Consider the following 15744-nt stretch of genomic DNA (forward strand, 5'->3'; position numbering starts at 1 on the left):
CGGGCAGCAGCGCGGCGGCGTCCTGCGGCCGGCCCTCGGCGAGGTCGGCGGCCGCCGCGACCAGGGCCGCCTCTCCCCTGGCCCACGGCGACACGGTGTCGGCCGGCACGCCGAGCTCCACCGCCTGCCGCGCCGCCCCGGGTTCACCGCGCGCCAGGTGCAGACGCGCGGTGATCAGGGCGCGCCCGGCCTCGAGGACGGGGTCCCGCAGCGCGGGGTGCGACTCGCCCGCCGTGTCGAGCAGCGCCCGGGCCTGCGCCAGTTCCTCGCGTTCCACGGCGACGGCGGCGAGGACCAGCCGTTCCACGCCGGAGGCGGCGGGCCGGGCCAGCCCGGACCGTTCCGTCTCCGCGAGCGCCTCGCGCGCCCTGCGCTCGGCGCGGCCCGGCCGGCCGTGCAGCACGTCGAGGAGGGCGAGCCGCGCCATCGCGTCCTCGCGCGGCAGGGCCGTGACCGCCGCGCCGGGTCCGGTCGCCGCCGCCCGGGTCAGCGCGGCCCGCGCCCCCGCGAAGTCCCCGGCCCACAGCCGGGCGTTCCCCAGGTGGTCCAGCAGCAGCGCGAAGAACTCGGGGTGCCGGTCGACGAGTTCGGCGGGGAGGAGGCCGCGCAGCGCCTCGGCCTCCCGTACGGCGTCCTCCGCGCGGCGGGGCGTGCCGGTCAGCCGGGCGGTGAGGGCCTCCAGGAGGGCGCAGCCCATCCGGGCGGCCGTCGTGTCCGCCACGTCGTCGTACCGGCGTGTCAACTGCCGGGCCCGGCGCAGCCGGACCGCGCCTCCGGCGAGGTCCCCGCAGGACAACCGGGCGGCGGCCCGTACGAGTTCCGGCGCGGGGCCGTCGCCGCCCCGCTGTCCCATGCGGGAGAACAGCGCGGCGAGGGTGCCGGCGCGGGGGCCGGTGAAGAACTGGCCGAGGGCGAGGTCGTCCACCAGCGCGGAGGCGGTGAACTCCCAGTCGCCGGCGGCGGCGCCGTGCCCGAGCGCCTCGGGGAGGGCGCCGGCCGCGCGGAAGCTGACGGCGGCCCGCCGGTGCAGCTCGGGTTCGAGGCCCGGCCGGCGCATCCGCAGATGGGCGCGGAGGATCTCCGCGAACAGCGGGTGCAGCCGGTACACGCCGTGCCCGACGTGCTGGACGAAGGCGTTGCTCCGGTGCAGCCGGGCCAGCACGGCCTCGGCGTCCGCGCGTCCCGTGACCGCGGTGGCCGGCCGTGGGCCGAACCGGTCGAGGACGCTGACCCGCAGCAGCAGCTCCTGTGTCGCCGCGTCCTGCCGTTTGAGCACCTCGGCCAGCAGGAAGTCGGCGACGGCGCTCCGGTCGGCCTCGAACTCCTTGAGGCACAGCTCCGGGTCGGGCGCCTGCTCGGCCGCGAGGGCGCACAGCCGCAGTCCGGCGGCCCACCCCCGGGTCCGTTCCACGATCCCGCGCACGGCGGCCGGGGACAGCCGCAGGCCGTGCGCCTCCATCAGCCGGGCCGCCTCACCGGGCGTGAAGGCCAGCTCGGCGTCGCGGATCTCGGTCAGCTCGCCCGCGGCGCGGTAGCGGTGCAGGGGCAGCAGGGGCTCGGTGCGGGTGACGAGGACGAGCCGCAGCCCCGGCGCGGAGTGACGCAGCAGGAACTCGAGCTGGGCGGCGATCTCCGGGGCGGTGACCCGGTCGAACTCGTCCAGCACCAGGACCACCGGCCGGTCCCGGCCGCCGAGCAGGGCGGCGAGCCGGGCCGGCAGGGCGTCGCCCACGCGGTTCGCGTCCGCAGGGAAGGCGATGTCCGGGGGCAGCGGCACGCCGGAGGTGCGCAGCGCCTGGAGGAGGTACGCCCAGAACATGCCGGCGCCCTGCCCGTCGGCGTCGGTGGTGAGCCATGCGACGGGCAGCTCGGGGCGCGTGGCCACCCAGTCCGCGACCAGCAGCGTCTTCCCGGCGCCGGCGCAGCCGTTCACCAGGGTCAGGGGGGTGCGCAGGGCGCCGTCGAGGTGCCGCGCCAGCCGCTGCCTGAGCAGGAACGTGTCCGGCGGGACGGGGACGGCGAAGCGGGTGCGCAGGAACGGGTCGCCGTGCGGGTCGTGCACGCCGTCACGCCCGTGCGTCTCGACACGGTGGCGGGCGTGGCGGCCTGCGCGGTGTTCCACGGCCGGGCGGCCGTCGCCTTGATGTGCGCTTGTCACGGCACTCACCGCCCTGGTCGGGCCGGACATCTTCCCTGTCTTCCCCGCCTTCCCAGCATCCCAGCAGCCGGGCAGGGGGGCGCGCCGGGGCCGGTGCCTCGGTTAGCGTCGCCGTATGAGCACCACGAAGTCCCTCGCCGCGGCCCTCGCGGACGGCACGGTCGTCCTGGACGGCGGCATGTCCAACCAGCTCGCGGCGGCCGGTCACGACCTGAGCGACGCGCTGTGGTCGGCGCGGCTCCTCGCGGACGAGCCGGAGGCGGTGACGGCGGCGCATCTCGCGTACTTCGAGGCGGGCGCGGACGTGGCGATCACGGCGAGCTACCAGGCGACGTTCGAGGGGTTCGCACGCCGCGGGACCGGCCGGGAGCGGGCCGCGGGGCTGCTGGCGCTGAGCGTGGAGTGCGCCCGTACGACGGCCCTGCGCGCCCCGGGTCCGCGCCGCCCGCGGTGGGTGGCGGCCTCCGTCGGCCCGTACGGCGCGATGCTCGCGGACGGCAGCGAGTACCGGGGCCGTTACGGGCTGTCCGTGGCGGAGCTGGAGCGGTTCCACCGCCCGAGGATGGAGGTCCTGGCGTCCGCGTCCCCGGACGTGCTGGCCCTGGAGACGATCCCCGACACGGACGAGGCGGAGGCGCTGCTGCGCGCGCTGCGCGGGCTGGGGGTGCCCGCCTGGCTGTCGTACTCGGCGGCAGACGGCCGCACCCGGGCGGGCCAGACGCTGGAGGACGCGTTCGCACTGGCCGCGCGGGCGGACGAGGTGATCGCGGTCGGTGTCAACTGCTGCACGCCCGAGGACGCGGACCACGCGGTCGCCGTCGCCGCGCGCGTGACGGGCAAGCCGGTGGTGGTCTACCCGAACAGCGGCGAGCGGTGGGACGCCCGGGCCCGCGCCTGGACCGGCGAGGCCACGTTCTCGGCGTCCCGGGTGACGGGCTGGCGGGACGCGGGGGCGCGGCTGGTCGGGGGGTGCTGCCGGGTGGGCCCGGAGGCGATCGCGTCGGTGGCGCGGACGCTGCGGGGGTCGTAGGCCGCCCGCAAGGCCCTCTTGTCCCGCTCCCGCCCCGTGGTACGGTGCCATGAGTGCCGTAGCAGCGCCCCGACGGGCGCCGGGCCGGTCCTCACCGCCGAACCTTCTTCGCTTCGGCTTCTTCTCCCAGCCGCGACGTCGGCCTTCGTATCGGCCCGCGTACGGCTTTCCCCCACGGTCGCCCGGCGACCGCGGTGAGGTTCCCACCGCTGTGAGGCGCGCACACGCCCTCCCCGAAGACCGCGGTTCCCCCCTTCTCGTCTTCTCGTCTTCTCGTCCCAGCTCTTCGTCTCCGTCTCGTGTTCCTGTCCGTCGCCCGAAAGGACCGCCCCATGACCACAGCCCTCGACCGCCCCACCCGTCAGTCCTCCGGACGGCAGCAGCAGTCCGTCACCGTCACCGGTGTCCTCGACATCGACGCGACCGGGAAGGGCTACCTGCGGGGCGCCGGCTTCCTGGCCGGCTCGTCCGACCCGGTCGTCTCCGCCGCCCTGGTGCGCCGGCACGGCCTGCGCAAGGGCGACCTGGTGGAAGGCGTGCTCGGCGACCGGCGCGCGCTCACCGGCATCGCCCGCGTCGACGGCCGTACGCCCGGCTCGCTCGCGGGCCGTCCGGACTTCGGCGGCCTGACCCCCGTCCACCCCCACCGGCGGCTATGCCTCGAACACCGGGCGTCCGGGCTCGCCGGCCGTGTCGTCGACCTGCTCGCGCCGGTGGGCAAGGGGCAGCGCGGGCTGATCGTGGCGCCGCCCAAGACCGGCAAGACGGAGCTGCTCCAGCGCCTCGCGGCGGCCGTCGCGGGCAACCACCCCGAGTGCCGGCTCATGGTGGTGCTGCTCGACGAGCGCCCCGAGGAGGTCACCGACATGCGGCGCTCGGTGCACGGCGAGGTGTACGCCTCGACGTTCGACCGCCCCGCCAAGCAGCACATCGCGCTCGCCGAACTGGTCGTGGAACGGGCCAAGCGGCTCGTCGAGGCCGGCGAGGACGTCGTGATCCTGCTGGACTCGCTGACCCGGCTGTGCCGTGCGTACAACAACGCGGCGGGCCCCGGCGGCCGTACCCTCAGCGGCGGCGTGGACGCACGTGCGCTGACCGGCCCGAAGCGGATCTTCGGCGCCGCCCGCCAGACGGAGGGGGCCGGTTCGCTGACGATCCTCGCCTCCGCGCTGGTGGACACCGGCTCACGCGCCGACGAGTTCTTCTTCGAGGAGCTCAAGGGCACGGGCAACATGGAGCTGCGCCTGAACCGCGAGGCGGCGACACGGCGCCTGTTCCCGGCGGTCGACATCACCACCTCCGGCACCCGCCGCGAGGAACTCCTGTTCACCCCCGAGGAGTTGACGGCCACCCAGGGCCTGCGCCGCGCTCTGACCTCCCGCGACTCGGCGACCGACCTGGAAACCCTGCTGACGCGCCTGCGCGAAACCCCGGACAACGCGACGTTCCTGCGCCAGGTCCGTCCGACACTGCCGGCCGGCTGACCCCGCCGGACGACCGGGCTCAGAGCCGGTCGCCCGGCAGCGGCGAGTCCGGCGGGTGGATTCCGCCGCCGTCCTTCACGTCCTCGTCGCAGGTACGCCCTTGGTAGGACCGGTCGTTGGGGATCACCAGCACCTCGGCGGTCCGTTCGGGGTCCTCGACGTCGAGCCAGCCGTCACCCGTGTGCCTTCCCAGGTGACCGAACGCCTCTTGGACGTACACCTCCTGACAGCCCAGCACCACGCGCTCCTCGTCCACCGCGCAGACGTCCACCACCGGCCCGTTCCACTCGCCGTCGACGCCCTGGAAACGGATGTCGAAGTGGACCTGGTCGCCGTCCGCGGGTACCTGCGGGTGAGGTTCCCTGCGCCAGTCCAGCACTTCGGCGGTGACGCCGGACGGCCGGCCGTCCGTGTTCACGACCTCCACCCGGACGCCCGCCTCCTCGCGCTCGGCGGTCGTGTCGGTGCAGTTCCACACGAGGGAACAACCGGACAGGGTGAGCGTCGCCAGGACTGACGACGTGCCGGCGAGTATGCGTGCGAGGGTCACCAGGACGGTCTCCGTTTCCGATGTGGTCCGCTGTGGCCGCCCGTTCAGGGGCGGGGGTGCAGGATCTCCAGCGTCCCGGTCTCCGTGTCGAAGCTTCGCAGGGTGGTGAGGCGGGCGGACAGCGGGGGCGACGGGAGGATCTCGGGGATGCGGCGGCCCCCGAAGGCGCCGGGGCGGCGGGTGCGGCCGAGGGTGATGTGCGGACTCCAACTGCCCGGCGCGTGGAAGGGGTTGAGGGTCTCGGGCCGGTTGTCCGAGGTCACCGCGTCCCACACCGTGCGGTGCAGGTCGGTCAGCGCCTCGTCGGGCACCAGTGACCAGGCCAGGACGGACGTGGGCCGCTCGAAGCGGATCAGGCCCGCGAAGCGGACCGGGAGCGGCAACGCGTCGGCCGCTCGGGCCAGCTCCCAGCGGATCGGCGCCGTCAGCTCCGGACACGCGGCCAGGGTGAGGTGAGGGCTGTTGGTCGGTGAACGGTGCCGCGCCTGACTCGGCAGTCCCGCGTCCGCGAGCCGCCGCCAGGCCTCCCGGACCGCGGCGTCCGCCGTCTCGTTCAACAGAAGTTCCACCGTGCGCACCCCGGCAGCCTACGTGTGTGCCCGTGCGCCCCTTCCGCTTCGAACAGCGCGTTGCGGATGGGTCAACGCTCGTGACGTCGCAGTGCGTGCGCGCCTTCAATGGCAGGCATGGTGCGCACATCGTCAACGTCCCTCGCCCTCGCCGCCGTTGTCGCGGTGGTTCTGTCCGTCGCCTCGTGCTCCTCCGGCGACGACGGCGACGGCAGCGGTGGTGGTGGTGGTGAGGACCGCTCGGCGTCCGCGTCCGCCTCCCCCATGTCGTCGCCCTCCCCCTCGCCCACCGGGCCCTGCGCCGACGGGTCCTGCGAGGTCACCGTCGGCGTCGGGGACGTCGTCGAGGTTCCGGCGGCGTACGGGCTCGGGCCGATCGAGGTCACGGCGGTCGGCGGGTACGAGGTCGAGATGACCGCGCCGGTCCCCGCGTCCGGCTACAGCATCGCCGGCTGTTCCGGGGGCGGAGGCGTGACCTCGCAGGGCGGCGGGGCTGTCCGGATCCGGTGCGGCGTGGGGCCCGCGGCGACCCTGAACGACGCCATGCGCCTCACGGTCGTCGAGGTACGCGGCAAGAACGCCGTGCTCCGTATCGCGCCCGCCCCCTGAGCGGCGGGCGGGGGCGGCGAAAACCATTGGCGGGTCGCGGCCCTCACCATCGAGCATGGCCCGTGTGACCGACGCACCCGCGCGATGGACCCAGGCCACCGTCCACCCCGACATGTGGACCGACCCGGACGACGACCCCCGCAACAACGAGGGCCCCGGGCCCGACGGTGAGCTGCCGACGCTCAAGGACGTCCTCCGCGACTACCGGCTGACGCTGCTCATGAAGTGCGAGGGGCTCACCCCGGAGCAGCTGGCGCGGCGGTCGGTGCCGCCGTCGACGATGTCGCTGCTCGGGCTGGTGCGGCACCTCGCCGAGGACGAGCGGGACTGGCGGAACTGGATCACCGACGGCGAGCCGCTGCCGAAGCTGTACGGGCGGCGGGACGCGGACTTCGACGACGCGGTCGGCGAGCAGGCGATGGTGGAGGCCGCGTACGCGGACCTGAAGCGGGAGCAGGAGGCCACCGACGCCGTCCTCGACGCGCATCCGGACCTCGGCGAGCGTCTCGGCCGGGAGAACGTCGCCGTACGGGAGCTGCTGGTGCACCGCATCGAGGAGTACGCCCGCCACTGCGGCCACGCCGACCTGCTGCGCGAGTGCGTCGACGGCCGCGTGGGGCAGTGAGCGGGGCCTCGCCCCGGCCGCGTCCGCGCCCGCGTCCGCCCGTGCGCGGTGGCAGGCCGATGGCGTAACAGCGGGAGAAATGCCCGCTTCGCCCGTGTCATGCTGTGGTTTTGTTCGATCACGGGCGTGTCGGGAGGCCGGGTGTACCCCTCGCGTGGAGGGCTTGACGAGCGGACCAGCCGTGGCCGGCGTGCGGCTGGAGCCGGGACGCCGCGAGGGTGGCCGCGTTGAGCGAACAGGACGAGCGAGGCGGGCAGGACGAGCGGGGCGAGCCGGGGCCGGCGGGGCGCGGTCCCGCCCCGGAGCCTCCCCAGGCCGATCCCCAGGCCCCGGACCTCCCGGACCTCCGGTTCCACCTGGACGCCGAGCTGGAGCGGATCGGCACCCAGCTGCACGCCCTGACCGATGCCAAGGACCGGCTGCAAGGTCTGCTCGACGCCGTCCTCTCCATCAGCGGCGAGCTGGACCTGTCCGCCGTGCTGCGGCGGATCGTCACCACCGCGATGGACCTGGTCGGCGCCCGCTACGGCGCCCTGGGCGTGCTCCACGAGTCCGGCGAGTACCTGAAGGAGTTCATCACCGCGGGCCTGAGCGAGCAGGAGCGCGCCGCGCTGTCCGGGGTGCCCTTCCCGCACGGCCGCGGTGTGCTGGGGCTGCTGATCCAGGATCCGGAGCCGCTGCGCGTCGAGAACATCCCCGGGCATCCCTCGTCCGCCGGGTTCCCACCCGGCCATCCCCCGATGCGGACGCTCCTCGGCGTGGCCGTCAGCGTCCGCGGCGAGATCTACGGCGACCTGTACCTGTCCGAGCGGTTCGACGGCCGGCCGTTCGACCGGGAGGACGAGGAGGTCGTCGTCGCGCTGGCCGGCGCGGCCGGCATCGCCATCGAGAACGCCCGCCTGTTCGGGCGGGTACGGGAGAGCGCCGAGCGTTTCCAGCGGCTGCTGCTGCCCGCCCTCCCCGACCTGAGCCCCTTCGAGGCGGCCACCGTGTACCGGCCGGCCACGCAGCCCAGCCGGCTCGGCGGCGACTGGTACGACGCGATGGTGCTGCCCGACGACACGATCGGCGTGGCGATCGGGGACGTCGGGGGCCACGACCTGGACGCGGCCGCCGCCATGGCCCGTATCCACAGCATGCTGCGCGCCCTGCTCTACGACCGCCGCACCCCGCCCAGCGAGGTGCTCGTCCAGCTGGACCGCACGCTCCAGGCCACCACGGACATCCCGGTCACCACGGTCTGCCTGGCCCGGATCGAGCCGCACGAGACGGGCTGGGTGCTGCGCTGGAGCACCGCGGGCCACTTTCCTCCGCTGCTGATCACCCCGGACCTGGGGACGGAGTACCTGACGGCCGAGCCGGGCGTGCCGCTCGCGGTGAGCACCGGCATCGAGCGGCCCGACCACACGCACGAGTTGCCTGCCGGATCGATCCTGCTCTTCTTCACCGACGGGCTGGTCGAGCATCACGCGCACTCCATCGACGAGGGCCTGACCGCCCTCGCCGACCTCGCCGCCACCCACGCCGAACGGCCGCTGAAGGAGTTCGTACGGGTCCTGGCGGACCACCACCCGAGCGACGGCCAGGACGACATGGCCCTGCTCGCCCTGCGCATCCCGACCAGCACCCGCAGCCCAGAACCGGGACCCCCGCCCGAGCACCCGGCCGCCTGAACAGCGCGCCCGGGTTCAAGATGCGGGGGCAGGGCCCACGAGGCCTCAGGGCGGGGAGCAGGCCCCGGTGCCCTCAGCTCCGCCGCAGCGCCCCGCTGCGGCGGAGCCGGCGGACGACCGCACGCAGGTCCGGCGAAGCCGGGTGCGCGGCGTCCGTTGGCGTCGAGGCGACGGCCAGAACGACACGGCGCCCCTCGCACTACACCATCCCGACCGCACGCGCAGCCCGGAACCGGGCTTGCCACCCGAGAACCCAACCTCCTGAGCCGCGCCCCCCGAGGCTTCGGGTACGGGGCAGGCCCCGGTGCCCTCAGCTCCGCCGCAGCGCCCCGCTGCGGCGGAGCCGGCGGACGACCGCTCGGAGTTCCGGCGACTGCCGGGTGCGTGGGGGCCGCTCGGTGGCGGGGACGGGGGTCCACAGGGACAATTCGCGGTCGCGGAGGCCGGGCACGACGTGCGGGGCGCCGTCGCCGTACACCTGGACGGGGTGGTGCGGGCCCCACGGCTCCCAGCCGGGGTCGCCGTCGGTGACGAACCGTACCCACGCCCCGTGCATGGCGTCCGCCAGTTCCTGCGGGGCGCCCTCGCCGGCGAGCTTGCGGGCGTCGGGGCTGTCGCCGCTGTCGAAGACGAAGCCCAGCTCCAGGGCGTGGCAGGCGCCCAGGCCGGGACGGCCGGAGGGCCAGGCGAACTCGTAGACGTACGAGGGTTCCGCGCGGCCGTCGGACAGCCGGTGCAGGGGGGTGCGCAGCAGGTGGTCGGTGACCATCTGGCCGACGGTCTCGGCGGTGCCGGCGCCGGGGTGCAGGGCGCGGTAGCCGCGCGGGACCTCGCTGCCGCAGCGGCAGCGGGCCATCGCCCCGGCGAGGGCGACCGCGCCGAGCCGGTCGACGCGTTCGGTCAGGCCGCCGGGGACCAGCCAGAGGCGGTACTCGTCGCGGGTCCAGCCGGTCATCAGGGTGACGCCGGGGGCCGCGCCGTCGGTGAGGGCGTCGAGGGGGTCGCGTGGGACCAGGTCGCCGTCGACGACGATGCCGAAGGCGGGACCGCCGAGCGCCGGGCTGCTGAGCCGGCCGACGTCCGCCTGGGCGCGCAGCAGCTGCCCGCGGTCGACGGCGGCGAAGGCTTCTGCGGTGGCGGGCACCTTGAGGCGGGCGGCCATCCGGCGGACCACGCGCCGCACCTTGTCCCGCTCCGTGGACTCGGGCGGTCCGCTTTGCAGGACGGCCCGCCGTATCAGCCCCCGCGACTGCGGTGCGGCGACGAGCGCGCCCGCGCTGATGGCTCCGGCGGACTGGCCGGCCAGGGTCACCCGGCCGGGGTCGCCGCCGAACGCGGCTATGGACGCGTGCACCCATGCGAGGGCGGCGAGCTGGTCGCGCAGGCCGGGATTGGCGGGGGTGTCCGGGAAAAGGCCGTAGCCCTCGACGCCGAGGCGGTAGTTGAGGGAGACGAAGACGACGCCGTCGCGGGCGAAGGTGCTGCCGTCGTACACCGGGACGGCGGAGGAGCCTCTGGTCAGCGCGCCGCCGTGCAGCCACACCAGGACCGGCAGCCGGGCGCCCGGGGCCGGGTCGGGGGTCCAGACGTTCAGGTTGAGACAGTCGTCGCCCTCGATGTCGGGGTCGGAGAGATACTCGGCGAAGGCCGCGGAGTACGGCGGTTTCGGCGCGGTGGGCCCGAACGCGCCGGCGTCGCGCACCCCGTCCCAGGGCTCCGGCGGGGCGGGCGGCCGGAAGCGGCGCGGCCCGAACGGGGGCGCCGCGTAGGGGATGCCCCGGAACACGGCGACACCCTTCTCCCACCGCCCGCGCACGGCGCCGTACGCCGTCGAGGCCACCGGGTACTCCCGCTCCGCCGTCATGAGCCCACCACCCTTCGGACCGAACCCGCCGGTAACAACAAGAGCGCCCCGCCGTTCACCGGTATTCCTGCCCGGACGGCGTGCCGCTCGACCGGCCGGAACCCCACGGGGGTGTCAGCGGGCGGCCGCGGCCCAGGTGATCCCGCCGCGCAGATGGTCGAGGAAGAGCGGGTCGGCGTAGGCCTCGGCGGGGTGGCCGAGGGCGGTGTAGAAGACGCGGCCCGCGCCCTGTGTCCGGCACCAGGCCAGGGGGTGGTCGTCGCCCATGGTGCCGCCGGCGTACGACGACTCGTCGGCGGAGAGCAGGACGTGCGCGTTCGGGCGCGGGCTGGCGGAGAAGTCGTACCACTCGTCGGTGGTCTCCCAGACGGGAGGCAGGTGCCGGGTCGCCGGGTGGTCGCGGTCCTCGACGAGGGCGCGGCCGGGCTGGACCGGGGGGTGGCCTGCGAAGCGGGCGGCGAGGAGTTCGCCGTAGTAGGGCCAGTCCTCCTCGGTGCAGGTCGCCGCGTGCACGCCGGCGAACCCGCCGCCGCCCTCGACGTACGCCGTGAGCCGCTCGCGGCCGGCCGGGGTGAGCACCTCGCCGCTGGTGGAGAGGAACACGACGGCCGCGTACCTGTCGAGCGGCTCCTCGAGCGCGGCCGGGTCCTCGCGGGCGCGGACCTCGAAGCCGCCGAGGGCGCGCAGGGCGGCGATGCCGGCGGGGATGGAGTCGTGCCGGTAGCCGGTGGTGCGGGTGTAGACGAGGAGCGCGGGACCGGCCATGCGCCGGAGCCTACGCGCACCTGCGCGGGCCCTGTGCCGCGGGGCCCCGCGCCTACGATGGACGAATCTCAGCGCGGCGCGCCGCGGGAAGGAGAGGTCGGGAGCCGATGAGCCTGCGCCAGTACGAGTACGCCCTGGCCGTCGCCGAGGAGGGCTCGGTGACCGCGGCCGCCGAGCGGCTGCGGGTGGCCCAGCCCTCGGTGTCCCAGCAGATCCGCGGCCTGGAGCGGGACCTCGGGGTGAAGCTGTTCGCCCGCACCCCGACCGGGCTGGTGCCCACCACGGTCGGACGGGCGTTCCTGCGGGAGGCGGAGGTCGCCGTGCGCGCGTCCCGGCGGGCGCGGGCGACCGCCCGGGCGGGGGCGGAGGACCTGGTGGGCGAGCTGGTGGTCGCCGTGCAGATGGGCTTCGGCACCCGCCGGCTGCCGCGCGCCCTGGGCGAACTGCGCCGCCGGCACCCCCGGTTGGAGATCACGGTCTTCGAGGAGCCCAGCGCGGCCGAGCTGGACCGGATGTGCCGCCGGGGCGCGCTCGACTTCGCGCTGATGGCGGCGTGCGACCGCACCCCCTCCGACGCCCACCGCCTCGGCGACGAGGAGCTGGTCGTGGTGCTGGGCGAAGGACACCCGCGGTTGGCGTCGGAGCGGGTGAAGCTGAGCGACCTGAAGGACGAGCCGTGGGTGCGGTTCGACCGGGACGGCACGCTCGACGCCGTGCTGACGGAGGTGATCCGGGACCACGGGCTGACGCCGGCCACCGCGGCCCGGGTGTCCCAAGCGGCGACGGCCGTGCGCTGGGCCGCCGAGGGGCTGGGCGTGACGCTGCTGCCCGCGTCGGCGGTGCCTCCCGGCCACGAACACATCGTCCGCCCGCTCGCCCCGGCCCTCACCCGGCCGGTCATCGCCGTGGTCCGGCGGGACGCGGGACCGGCGGAGAGGACACTGCTCGAACTGTTGCGCCGGGAGAATTGGCCGGGGTCCGCGCAGGAAAGCGTGCCGCTTTCACACATTGCCTGACCCGTTCGGACCCCGACCGCGAATTCACCGCGGGTTCACCGCGGGAATTCCCCGCCGTCCACGACGAGATTCGTGCCGGTGACCCAGCTCGCCCGGTCGGAGACGAGGTACAGCACGGCGTGGGCGATGTCGTCCGGCAGACCCTCCCGGCCGAGCGGCGGGGTCGCCGTGGCGCCGGCGCCGCCGCTCAGGGCCGCCCACTGCCTGCGCGTCTCCTCCCCGCCGGGAGTGGCGGTACGGCCCGGGGTCACGGTGTTGACCCGCACGCCGTCGGGGGCCAGCTCGGCGGCCAGTCCGCGGCTGTAGTTCTCCAGGGCCGCCTTGGCCGCCGTGTAGTGCAGGAACAGCGGGCCCGGGACGGGCACCACGGCCGACGACACGTGCACGATCGCGCCCGCGCGCCGCTCCCGCATCCCCGGCGCCAGCAGCGCGTCCAGCCGTACCGCCGACAGGAAGTTGAGGTCCAGCGCGGCCTGCCACTCCTCGTCCGGGACGGCCAGGACACCGGGGTGCGGAGCGGCGCCGCCCGCGTTGTGGACGACGATGTCCACGCCGCCCATGCCCTCACGCACGGCCTCGGCGAGCGCCTGCGCGCCCTCGCGCGTCCGCACGTCGGCGGCGGTGAAGCGGGCCCCCTCCGGCACGGTGCCGGACGCCGACCGGGCGGTGGTGAGCACGTCGGCGCCCGCGTCGAGGAGCCGGCGCACGACGGCCGCCCCGATGCCGCGCGTGCCGCCCGTCACGAGAGCCCGCTTCCCGGTGAGTTCCCGCGTCCCGGCGGCGTTTTCGTTTCGCAGTGCGGTGGACATGCGACGGTCCTTTCTCGACACTCAACAAGGAATTCCGCGATTGTTTCCATGTAGTCGGCGGAACGAAAAAACCGTACGTGCGCGGTGGAACGGGAATCAAAGACGAAAAGCGAGCGGAGGGTATAGGCCCTGCCTATACGTCCGTCTGTGCCCGTCTGTGCCGCCGGGAGCGCCCGGTGTCCGATTCGTTCAAGACACCCGGCCGGCGCCCGCCCTACCGTCGGCCGCATGAGCACACGATTCGATGCCATCGAGATGGGGCCGAGGCGGCAGGACGTGTGGAGGCGGAACTGCCGGGCGGGATACGACTGTTGCCGGACACCGAGGAGATGGTCGTTCCGCGCCCGGTGGCGGCCGCCGTCGGGCGGGGCCCGCACCTCGCTGGCCGTGCGGTGCGAGGGGCCCGCGGAGGTGGACGCGCTGTTCGCGGAGCTGGTGGAGGCGGGCGTCCGCGCCGAGCTGAGGCCGTGGGACGCGGTGTGGGGGCAGCGGTACGCGGTCGTGCTCGACCCGGACGGCAACAGGGTCGACCTGTTCGCACCGCTCCCCGCGCACGGCCGGTGACGCCGTCCGCTCAGCGCGCGGTCCGCGGTCGGCGGAGTCGGCCGACCGTCTGCGCGGCCTCGGCGCCGAGCCGGTCGTGCACGGGGAGGGCCCGGCCGACCGGGTACGGGCGCTCGCACCCGGCGGGATCACCGCCGCCGTCGGTGTGCGCAGCCGGTCGGCGGCGAGGGCGGGACGCCGGCCGGTGAGGTAGGACATCGGGGGTTCGCCGACGAGCCGGGTGAAGCGGCGGGCCAGCGCGGCCCGGGAGACGCCGGCCTTCTCCGCGAGCCCGGCGACGGTCCACGGGCGGGCCGGGTCGTCCTGGACGAGCCGCAGCACCGGGCCCACGACCGGGTCGGACAGGGCCGCGTACCAGGCGGGCGGCTCCGCCCCGGACCCCGCTCCTCAAACGCCGGAGGGGCTGGGAGTTGCGGGCTGGAAGGTGCGGCTGGGTGGCCTACTTCTCCTCCGGGCCCGGGGACTCCCCGTTCTTCTGGTGGGTGGACTTCGCGTGGGTGCGCAGGCGGCCTGTGACGTCCTCGGGGGGCAGGAAGCGGGACCAGCGTTCGGGGAACTCGGAGGGCATGTCGGGGTCGGCGTCCCCGGACGCGGTGGTGCGGGCGACGTACTCGGCGACCTGCGCCTGCCGCTGCAGCTCGTTGGCCTCGCGGGCCGCGGCGGTGGCGGCGGCCGGCCACACCCGGTCGATGGCCGCGTTGACGGCCGCCCCGACGAGCACGGCGAACGCGGACACGCCGATCCACAGCAGCACGGCCACGGGCGCGGCGAGGGAGCCGTAGATGGTGGGGCCCTCGACGGTGCTGGTGAGGTAGATGCGCAGCAGGAAGCTGCCGAGCACCCACATGGCGAGGGCGACCAGCGCGCCCGGCACGTCCTCGATCCAGGGCGACCGCACGGGCACGGACACGTGGTAGAGCGTGGTCAGGAAGGCCACGGAGAGCAGGATGACGACCGGCCAGTAGAGGATCTGCACGACCGTCGTCGACCACGGCACGATGTCCACCACCGCGTCCGGTCCCGCGACCATCAGCGGCAACGCGACCGAGCCGATCAGCAGGGCCACGATGAACAGCAGGAAGGCGAGCAGCCGGGTCTTGACGATGCCCCGGACGCCGTCGAGGCCGTACATGACGGTGATGGTGTCGATGAAGACGTTCACCGCGCGGGAGCCCGACCAGACGGCGATCAGGAAGCCCAGGGAGATCACGTCGGGCCGGCCGCCCTTGGTGACGTCCCGCAGGATCGGCTCCGCGACCTCCCGCACACCCCGGTCGGACAGGACCGTGCGGGACGCGTCGAGGAGGTTGCGCTGCACGCTCTGGATGGTGTCCGCGCCGGTCCAGGCGTCGACGTAGCCGAGCAGGCCGATGAGGCTGAGCAGCAGCGGGGGCACCGACAGCAGCGTGAAGAACGCCGCCTCGGCCGCCAGGCCCAGGATGCGGTACTCCATGCACGAGTTGACGGTGTCCTTGAGCAGCAGCCAGGCGGTCCTGCGTTTGGAGACGTTCCGGTACAGGGCGCGGGCCCTGTGGAGGCGACCGGAGGGCGCGTCGGGGGATTCACTTGCTGGCTGCACGAACCAAAGGTATCCGCCACGCCCGGCCCCACTCACCCACAGGCCCGGTCCTCGCGTGAGGCGGGGCGGGGTGCGGGGTAGGTTCGCCTCATGGCAGGCAGCACGCACACCGTGACCAACCAGGTTCCGCCGCTCGTGCAGTACGACGTGTTCGGCTCGGACCGGGCCCTGCTGGAGGCGGTCGAGCGGCACCTGGCGCCCGAGGCCCGGGAGGACGGGCTCGCGGAGCTGTCCGCCCTCGGGCACACGTGCGGGTCCGCGCAGGTGCGCGAGTGGGGGGTGCAGGCCGACGAGAACCCGCCACGGCTGCGGACCCACGACCGGTACGGCCACCGGATCGACGAGGTCGACTTCCACCCCGCCTGGCACCGGCTGCTCGGCAAGGGCGTCTCGGCGGGTCTGACGGCGGCCTGGGGGCGGCCGGCAGACCCGCCGAGACGCCCTTGCCG

Annotated in this window: 13 protein-coding genes and 3 pseudogenes; 8 read left to right on the plus strand and 8 right to left on the minus strand. The window is 74.9% G+C overall.

Annotated features, from left to right (window positions below; genetic code table 11):
- The coding region (locus tag CCN29_RS27560) for a winged helix-turn-helix domain-containing protein (RefSeq protein ID WP_442538514.1) at nucleotides 1-2122 on the minus strand (2122 nt) is incomplete at its 3' end.
- Nucleotides 2123-2273: 151 nt separating this feature from the next.
- Here CCN29_RS27560 and mmuM point away from each other — a divergent pair.
- Complete coding sequence (mmuM, locus tag CCN29_RS27565) at nucleotides 2274-3188, plus strand: homocysteine S-methyltransferase (RefSeq protein WP_086685302.1); 915 nt, start codon at nucleotides 2274-2276, stop codon at nucleotides 3186-3188.
- 332 nt (nucleotides 3189-3520) lie between these two features.
- Nucleotides 3521-4672 carry a transcription termination factor Rho gene (gene rho / locus CCN29_RS27570; protein WP_086685306.1) on the plus strand — a complete coding sequence of 384 codons (1152 nt, stop codon included), beginning with the start codon at nucleotides 3521-3523 and terminating at the stop codon, nucleotides 4670-4672.
- A 19-nt stretch (nucleotides 4673-4691) separates the two neighbouring features.
- Here the strand turns inward: rho and CCN29_RS27575 are convergent, their stop codons facing one another.
- Both CCN29_RS27575 and CCN29_RS27580 read right to left on the minus strand, forming a co-directional pair.
- Complete coding sequence (locus CCN29_RS27575) at nucleotides 4692-5222, minus strand: hypothetical protein (protein ID WP_442538515.1); 531 nt, start codon at nucleotides 5220-5222, stop codon at nucleotides 4692-4694.
- Nucleotides 5223-5266: 44 nt separating this feature from the next.
- A complete protein-coding gene (locus tag CCN29_RS27580; protein WP_442538516.1) occupies nucleotides 5267-5791 on the minus strand; it encodes a 2'-5' RNA ligase family protein in 525 nt (174 codons plus the stop codon).
- Nucleotides 5792-5908: 117 nt separating this feature from the next.
- On the opposite strand from CCN29_RS27580, the gene CCN29_RS27585 reads away from it, so the two are divergent.
- The 3 genes from CCN29_RS27585 (at nucleotide 5909) to CCN29_RS27595 (ending at nucleotide 8698) form a co-directional block, all read left to right on the plus strand.
- Nucleotides 5909-6400 (plus strand): hypothetical protein, encoded by a 492-nt coding sequence (locus tag CCN29_RS27585; RefSeq protein ID WP_442538517.1) that lies wholly within the window; start codon nucleotides 5909-5911, stop codon nucleotides 6398-6400.
- A gap of 55 nt (nucleotides 6401-6455) precedes the next feature.
- Nucleotides 6456-7025: a DinB family protein gene (locus CCN29_RS27590; RefSeq protein ID WP_086685317.1), complete on the plus strand. Its 570-nt coding sequence runs from the start codon at nucleotides 6456-6458 to the stop codon at nucleotides 7023-7025.
- Nucleotides 7026-7243: 218 nt separating this feature from the next.
- Complete coding sequence (locus tag CCN29_RS27595; RefSeq protein ID WP_086685319.1) at nucleotides 7244-8698, plus strand: PP2C family protein-serine/threonine phosphatase; 1455 nt, start codon at nucleotides 7244-7246, stop codon at nucleotides 8696-8698.
- Between the two features lie 310 nt (nucleotides 8699-9008).
- On the opposite strand, the gene CCN29_RS27600 is transcribed toward CCN29_RS27595, so the two are convergent.
- Nucleotides 9009-10562, minus strand: a complete 1554-nt coding sequence (locus CCN29_RS27600) for a carboxylesterase/lipase family protein (RefSeq protein ID WP_086685322.1) — start codon at nucleotides 10560-10562, stop codon at nucleotides 9009-9011.
- A 114-nt stretch (nucleotides 10563-10676) separates the two neighbouring features.
- On the minus strand, nucleotides 10677-11327 hold the full coding sequence (locus CCN29_RS27605; protein ID WP_086685325.1) for a ThuA domain-containing protein: 651 nt from the start codon (nucleotides 11325-11327) through the stop codon (nucleotides 10677-10679).
- 107 nt (nucleotides 11328-11434) lie between these two features.
- On the opposite strand from CCN29_RS27605, the gene CCN29_RS27610 reads away from it, so the two are divergent.
- Nucleotides 11435-12343, plus strand: coding sequence for a LysR family transcriptional regulator (locus CCN29_RS27610; RefSeq protein WP_037817182.1), 909 nt, complete (start codon nucleotides 11435-11437; stop codon nucleotides 12341-12343).
- 35 nt (nucleotides 12344-12378) lie between these two features.
- Here CCN29_RS27610 and CCN29_RS27615 read toward each other — a convergent pair whose 3' ends face one another.
- Nucleotides 12379-13152 (minus strand): SDR family oxidoreductase, encoded by a 774-nt coding sequence (locus tag CCN29_RS27615; protein ID WP_031020427.1) that lies wholly within the window; start codon nucleotides 13150-13152, stop codon nucleotides 12379-12381.
- Nucleotides 13153-13406: 254 nt separating this feature from the next.
- Here CCN29_RS27615 and CCN29_RS27620 point away from each other — a divergent pair.
- Nucleotides 13407-13716 (plus strand): annotated as a pseudogene (locus CCN29_RS27620) (VOC family protein); the annotation flags it as partial.
- A gap of 141 nt (nucleotides 13717-13857) precedes the next feature.
- Here CCN29_RS27620 and CCN29_RS27625 read toward each other — a convergent pair.
- Both CCN29_RS27625 and CCN29_RS27630 read right to left on the minus strand, forming a co-directional pair.
- Nucleotides 13858-14088 (minus strand): annotated as a pseudogene (locus tag CCN29_RS27625) (helix-turn-helix transcriptional regulator); the annotation flags it as partial.
- 67 nt (nucleotides 14089-14155) lie between these two features.
- Complete coding sequence (locus tag CCN29_RS27630) at nucleotides 14156-15295, minus strand: YihY/virulence factor BrkB family protein (protein WP_078592394.1); 1140 nt, start codon at nucleotides 15293-15295, stop codon at nucleotides 14156-14158.
- A 90-nt stretch (nucleotides 15296-15385) separates the two neighbouring features.
- Here CCN29_RS27630 and CCN29_RS27635 point away from each other — a divergent pair.
- Nucleotides 15386-15744, plus strand: a pseudogene (locus CCN29_RS27635) (DNA alkylation response protein); the annotation flags it as partial.

Origin of the sequence: Streptomyces pseudogriseolus, assembly GCA_002154585.1 — a bacterium.
GTDB lineage: Bacteria > Actinomycetota > Actinomycetes > Streptomycetales > Streptomycetaceae > Streptomyces > Streptomyces pseudogriseolus.

Bases quoted from the DNA above. Each gene is read 5' to 3' on its own strand.
- mmuM (WP_086685302.1), top strand. From the start codon at position 2,274: ATGAGCACCACGAAGTCCCTCGCCGCGGCCCTCGCGGACGGCACGGTC.
- rho (WP_086685306.1), top strand. From the start codon at position 3,521: ATGACCACAGCCCTCGACCGCCCCACCCGTCAGTCCTCCGGACGGCAG.
- CCN29_RS27585 (WP_442538517.1), top strand. From the start codon at position 5,909: ATGGTGCGCACATCGTCAACGTCCCTCGCCCTCGCCGCCGTTGTCGCG.
- CCN29_RS27590 (WP_086685317.1), top strand. From the start codon at position 6,456: ATGGCCCGTGTGACCGACGCACCCGCGCGATGGACCCAGGCCACCGTC.
- CCN29_RS27600 (WP_086685322.1), bottom strand. From the start codon at position 10,562: ATGACGGCGGAGCGGGAGTACCCGGTGGCCTCGACGGCGTACGGCGCC.
- CCN29_RS27605 (WP_086685325.1), bottom strand. From the start codon at position 11,327: ATGGCCGGTCCCGCGCTCCTCGTCTACACCCGCACCACCGGCTACCGG.
- CCN29_RS27610 (WP_037817182.1), top strand. From the start codon at position 11,435: ATGAGCCTGCGCCAGTACGAGTACGCCCTGGCCGTCGCCGAGGAGGGC.
- CCN29_RS27615 (WP_031020427.1), bottom strand. From the start codon at position 13,152: ATGTCCACCGCACTGCGAAACGAAAACGCCGCCGGGACGCGGGAACTC.